The 4,477-nt window shown below is 61.8% G+C and carries 5 protein-coding genes and 1 tRNA gene; 2 read left to right on the top strand and 4 right to left on the bottom strand.

Annotated elements, in window-relative coordinates:
- Positions 1–91 precede the first annotated feature (91 nt).
- Positions 92–418, top strand: coding sequence for a nucleotide pyrophosphohydrolase (locus tag G6021_RS15480; RefSeq protein WP_182610469.1), 327 nt, complete (start codon positions 92–94; stop codon positions 416–418).
- Positions 419–449: 31 nt separating this feature from the next.
- Positions 450–2,111 carry a DUF2075 domain-containing protein gene (locus G6021_RS15475; protein WP_259847534.1) on the top strand — a complete coding sequence of 554 codons (1,662 nt, stop codon included), beginning with the start codon at positions 450–452 and terminating at the stop codon, positions 2,109–2,111.
- Positions 2,112–2,121: 10 nt separating this feature from the next.
- On the opposite strand, the gene G6021_RS15470 is transcribed toward G6021_RS15475, so the two are convergent.
- The 4 genes from G6021_RS15470 to G6021_RS15455 form a co-directional block, all read right to left on the bottom strand.
- Positions 2,122–2,195: transfer RNA gene (locus tag G6021_RS15470), tRNA-Leu, on the bottom strand.
- 52 nt (positions 2,196–2,247) lie between these two features.
- Positions 2,248–3,201 (bottom strand): Ppx/GppA phosphatase family protein, encoded by a 954-nt coding sequence (locus G6021_RS15465; protein ID WP_347238346.1) that lies wholly within the window; start codon positions 3,199–3,201, stop codon positions 2,248–2,250.
- A 53-nt stretch (positions 3,202–3,254) separates the two neighbouring features.
- A complete protein-coding gene (locus G6021_RS15460; RefSeq protein ID WP_182610472.1) occupies positions 3,255–3,806 on the bottom strand; it encodes a DUF501 domain-containing protein in 552 nt (183 codons plus the stop codon).
- The coding region (locus G6021_RS15455) for a septum formation initiator family protein (RefSeq protein ID WP_182641674.1) at positions 3,803–4,477 on the bottom strand (675 nt) is incomplete at its 5' end. The genes G6021_RS15460 and G6021_RS15455, both read right to left, overlap by 4 nt.

Below are 4,477 nucleotides of genomic sequence, written 5' to 3'. Positions count from 1 at the left end.
GTGGCCCCCAAGCCTCCAAATACTCATCCCATTCCACAGCCTTTCGCGAAGACACCGCGCGCCATCAACGCCGCGCTGTCAAGATGGTCACATGGATTCTCCTCAACGGCACGTACGGGACGAGCTACGTCTGTTCGTAGCGGAGCGAGACTGGGCGCAGTTTCACTCTCCCGCAAACCTAGCAAAGTCGGTATCGATCGAAGCAGCAGAGCTACTAGAGTGTTTCCAGTGGTCCGACGACTACGACATAACGGAGGTGCGTCTTGAACTCGCAGATGTGCTTACATATGCCTACCTCTTGGCAGATCGTCTCGGAGAATCCCCCGAGCGGTTAGTTTTGGAAAAGCTCGCTATCACCCGAGAAAAGTACCCCACCGCAACCGCCAGAGGACGCAGCGACAAGTATGACAGGCTTTAGGATCGACAAGTTCGCCTTTGACCCTGACGCGGTGAGCGTGTGGGCCGATACAGACCCACGGCATAAGAACTGGCCGGTCGTCTATACCCTTGACGGCCAGTCTGAAATCTACATTGGTGAATCGATAAATGGGTCCGGCCGCCTACGTCAGCACATTGACTCCGGCAAAAAACACCAGCTGAATCACGCCCGAGTGATCATCGACGAAACTTTCAATAAGTCGGTATGCCTCGACCTGGAAAGTTATCTGATTCGGTTGGCCGCTGGCGATGGAAAATTCAAGATCCTCAACAGAAATGACGGGATCACTAATGCCGATTACTACGGACGCCCTGGATATCAAGAGAAATTTGACCAGATTTTCGAAGAGCTCCGCTCGGAGGGTATCTTCACTCGCACAGTAGCCGAAATTGAGAATACTGACCTTTTCAAACTCTCGCCTTTCAAGGCGCTGAATCAAGAACAGACCATCACGGTCGAGGACATCCTCAGCGGACTCTTCGAGGATCTCGAAAACGATCGGGAAAGTCGGATCCTGATTCACGGAAACCCCGGAACCGGAAAAACGGTCATCGCCATCTATCTCATGAAGCTCCTGTCCGACATCCAGAGCACAGAAGAAACCGAACAGCCCGAAGGCGACTCCCTCCTCAGCGAGTTCTTCGCGCCGGGCTTCCCTGAGCTTCTCAAGAATTTCCAGATCGGCCTCGTCGTGCCGCAACAGTCACTTCGAAAATCTATTCAAGAAGTTTTCAAGAAGACTCCGGGACTTTCGCCTATCGCAGTACTCACACCATTCCAAGTCGGACAAAGTGAGTCCGAGTACGACCTGCTGATTGTCGATGAAACCCATCGACTCAGCCAACGTGCGAACATGCCCTCTGCGATGAAGAACATCGAGTTTCGAGAGATTAACGAAAAGCTCTTTGGAGAAGACGACCCTAAATACACTCAGCTTGACTGGATCAATCAGCAAAGCAGGCATCAGATCTACCTGCTTGATTCAGCGCAAAGCGTAAGAACAATGGATGTTTCCAAGGCGTCGCTGGACGCCTTGGTCGATTCGATCGATATTGAGACCCGCTCGTACCGCCTTTCATCCCAGATGCGCGTCAAGTCTGACCAGGACTATGTCGGATACATCAGGCGAGTGCTTTCGAACGAACAGCCCGCGCGGCAGCACTTCGAAGGCTACGAACTTCGGCTATTCTCCGATTTTGGAGATTTTGTAAGCGCGATTCGAACTCGCGAAAAGGAAGTGGGGTTATCCCGATTCCTAGCCGGGTACGCGTGGCAGTGGCAGTCAAAGAACGATAAGTCTGCCTATGACATCGTGATCGACGGATCCAAATTTCGGTGGAATCAAACGGACGTCGATTGGGTAAATAGCGCGAACTCCATTGATGAGATTGGATCTATACACACTATCCAGGGTTACGACCTCAATTACGCGGGCGTCATCATCGGACCGGACCTTACTTACTCCCCGCAGTCCGGAGAAATGAAGTTTGACCGAGCACAGTTCTTCGACGGAAAAAGCATCCAGAGAAACAAGCAGCGCAAGTTCACCAACGACGAACTTGTCCGCTACATACAGAACATCTACGCCGTCTTGCTCACTCGAGGGATGCTCGGAACCTATGTCTATGTCTGCGACCCAGAACTTCGGGCTTATCTCGCGAAATACTTCTAGGTCGCAACGGTACCCCCAGTCGGACTCGAACCGACACTGAAACGGTTTTAAGCCGTCTGCCTCTGCCAATTGGGCTATGGGGGCCTGTCGACCCCGCCGGGGCGGGGCCGGGTGGCGCACAGCGCGCCAGGCCGAACTAGCTGGCCAGGCGGGTCAGCACCGACATCGCGATGCCGTCCAGGATGTCCTTCTCACTCACCGTGAGCTCCGACAACCCCACGCGCTCTGCCATCACATCACACAGCGCCTGGACCACGAGGGAACCCCCGCCGATCACGTCCGCGCGGCCCGGGTGCATCGGTCCCAGACTGCGGCGCTCCGTCACCGACGAGGCAACCAACCGGTCGCAGACCTCGCGCATACGATCGAGCGGGATCACGCTGCCGTGGATCCGCTCGGGGTCGTACTTCCCCAGCCCCTGCGCCAACGCTGAAAGCGTCGTGAACGTGCCGGCCACGCCCACCCAGCGAGCGGCCCGGCCGACTGGCACGTCGCCGGCCTCGGCCAGGGCGTCGGCGATCACGGTGCGGGCCTCAGCGATCTCAGCTGCGGTGGGCGGGTCCGAGTGGAGCACCCGCTCGGTGAGGCGCACGCAGCCCACGTCGAGGCTGCGGGCTCCGAGGATCCGGACCTCTCCGTCAAGTAGCTCGCCCACCACGATCTCCGTCGACCCACCGCCGAGGTCAGTCACCACGAACGGTCCGTCGGTCGGGTCGAGGTCGGTCACTCCGCCGGCGAAGGTCAGCTCGGCCTCGGTCTGCCCACTGATCACCTCGGCCTGCGCGCTCGGGAAGTGCTCACCGAGCACCTCGGCGGTCATACCGAAGAATTGGTCTTTATTGCTGGCATCGCGGGTGGCTGAAGTGGCGACCATCCGCACCGACTGCACACCGAGCTCAGCCATGGTGGCCGCGTAGTCGGTGAGCGCGGTGCGGCACCGGGAGATCGCTTCGGGCGAGAGCCTGCCGGTGGCGTCCACGCCCTCGCCCAGCCGGATGATCCGCATCTCGCGGTGGACGTCCGTGAGCCCGGGCTGGCCAGGTACGCCCTCGGCGACGAGCAGGCGGATGGAGTTGGTTCCGCAGTCCACAGCGCCGACGCGAACAGGCCCGCCCCGGCCAGTGCCATCGGTAGCAGTCGCGGTCACTCCTGCTCCTGCGCGTAATAGTCGGGCACGCCCAACTCCTTGGGAGTGGGCCAGTCCTCGGGCAGCGCGTTGCCGCGCAGGCCGGCCTCGCAAGCCAGGGCCACGGACTCATCGCCCAGCCACACCACGCCGGGCCCCTCGGCCAGCGCGTACGCCATCAATACGTGGAGGCACTTGACCCGCTCGGGCATCCCGCCACCGGAGAAGTCCGTCCCGAGGTCCTCGATCTCGTTGCGCTGGGACAGATACCGCTCATGAGCCTGGGTGTAGTTGAGGGCCATCTCGGGGTCGGCGGTCAACCTCGTCGTCATCCCCCTCATGATCCCCGCGGATTCCTGCCGACTCGCCTCGGCGGTGAGCCGCGGATCGGTGAGGTAGTACAGCGTGGGGAACGGGGTGCCGTCCTCCAGTCGCGGCGCGGTCTTGACCACCCCGGGCCTGCCGTCGGGGCTGCGGTAGGACACCTCCAGCACCCCGCGCGGCCGCCGGCCCAGCTGGGCCTCGATCGCCTCGAGATCGTCACTGGACACGCTGTGTTCGGCGCTCACGCTGGGGGGTCCTCCTGTGGTTGGGGTTGCGGGGCGGCACCCGGGGTGTCGATGTCGAGGTTCCCGCGCTCTGGGTCCACCGGAACGGCCGGGGTGTCGGGGCCGCCGGGGATGCTGGTGCCCTCGAGGACCGACGTACCCCCCGGGAGACTCGAGTTCTCCGGGAAGACGGGATCGGCGGGCACGGAGATGGAATCCCACACCCGCGTCTGCCACGGCAGCGCCGCCAACTCGGCCGCCCGCTGCTCGGCCGCCGCCTGCTCCACCGGATCCACCGGGCTCACCCGGTACGGGGTCTCCCCCGGCTTGACGGCACCGAAGCGGATCCGGGCCTGCTGCTCGATGTACGCCGGATCGGCGAGCAACTGCTCCTCGGCCTCGAGCTCGGCGATCGTGGCCTGCAGCGCGGCCCGCTCCTGCGCCACCGCCTTCTCGTCCGAGAGGAACTGGTAGTGATTGCGCAGGGGGAACGACACCGTCACCAAAAGAATGATGGCGACGACGGCGAGGAGCCCGATCCGCCGAGGCGTGTAGTTCCGCGGGCCAAGCACGGTGTCCGAGAGATCGGTCCGCGTGGTGAGCCGGTGGGCCTCCGGATGCGCGGTCGAGCCCACCCGGCCTGAGCGAGCCGAGGCGGGCACCGGCCGGTCCCGCTCGCGGCTCGGCGTGCG

The sequence above is a fragment of the Dietzia sp. CW19 genome (assembly GCF_014145265.1).
GTDB classification, from domain to species: Bacteria; Actinomycetota; Actinomycetes; order Mycobacteriales; family Mycobacteriaceae; genus Dietzia; species Dietzia natronolimnaea.
This window is presented reverse-complemented; position numbering and strand designations above follow the sequence as displayed.